The 611-nt window shown below is 69.4% G+C and carries 1 protein-coding gene; it reads right to left on the bottom strand.

Annotated features, from left to right (window positions below):
* Nucleotides 1-42 precede the first annotated feature (42 nt).
* Nucleotides 43-611, bottom strand: a 569-nt coding sequence (locus ACDELDRAFT_RS23385; protein WP_005801953.1) for a RecB family exonuclease, incomplete at its 5' end; no start/stop codon positions are given.

Consider the following 611-nt stretch of genomic DNA (forward strand, 5'->3'; position numbering starts at 1 on the left):
CGGACGCACCAAGCCGCAGCGCCTCAGGGAGGTGTCCTCTGGTCATTTCCAGAAATCCTTTCGGCACAGCCCGCGCACGGCGCAGTAGTCGCACACCGAGCCTTCACCCAGGGCGGGCATCGGGGCGCCTGCGGCCATGCGGGCAAAGTCGTGCTGGATGCCCTCCACCAGCAGGTCGCGCAGGTGCACCACCGCTTCCTGCTCGTGCATCTGCGTCTCGCCGCGCTCGCCCACGTTCACGTAGGCTGCGCGCAGCGTGTCGTGGCTGAGCAGCGCGGCATAGAACGCGAGCTGGGTGTCCTCGGCCCCGGCGCCGATGCGCTTCTTGGTGACCGCGTCGTTCTCGGTCTTGTAGTCGATGACCAGCGGCGTGGGCTCGCCCGTGGAAGACACGGCATCGATGCGGTCGATGGTGCCCACCAGTTGCAGGGCCCCCAGCGGCTGGCGGGTCTGCACCTCGGCCTGGCGGAACACCGCCCCGGTCTTTTCGTGCTGCGCCAACCAGCGCAGATAGCCGTCGCGCACCTGCGGCCAGCCTGCGGCAAACGGCAGGAAGTCGCCCTCGGCCAAGCCCTGCTGCTGCGTGACGGCGCGCGCGGCGTTGTCCATGC

The organism is Acidovorax delafieldii 2AN (assembly GCF_000175235.1).
Taxonomy (GTDB): domain Bacteria; phylum Pseudomonadota; class Gammaproteobacteria; order Burkholderiales; family Burkholderiaceae_C; genus Acidovorax; species Acidovorax delafieldii_B.